A 258-nucleotide genomic window follows, 5' to 3' on the forward strand; every position below is an offset into this window, starting at 1 on the left:
CCGACCAAATATTGGCTTGCGACACTGCCGGAGACGATCGGCTTCCGACCGCTCGTCGACCTCGCCAAGCTGCGCTGGCGGATCGAGCGTGACTACCAGGAGCTCAAGCAGGAGGTCGGCCTCGGGCACTATGAGGGGCGTGGATGGCGCGGCTTCCATCATCACGCAACGCTGTGCATCGCCGCCTACGGATTCCTGGTCGCCGAGCGGGCGACGATTCCCCCCTCAGGACCTCGTCCCGCCACGCTGCTCCCGGCG

General features: G+C 67.1%; 1 protein-coding gene. It reads left to right on the forward strand.

Going from position 1 to position 258, the window contains the following annotated elements; all coding sequences use genetic code 11:
- Positions 1-258, forward strand: a 258-nt coding sequence (locus tag DNX69_RS12340; protein ID WP_165825249.1) for a transposase, incomplete at both ends; no start/stop codon positions are given.

Source organism: Rhodopseudomonas palustris, assembly GCF_003226555.1.
Lineage (GTDB): Bacteria > Pseudomonadota > Alphaproteobacteria > Rhizobiales > Xanthobacteraceae > Rhodopseudomonas > Rhodopseudomonas palustris_I.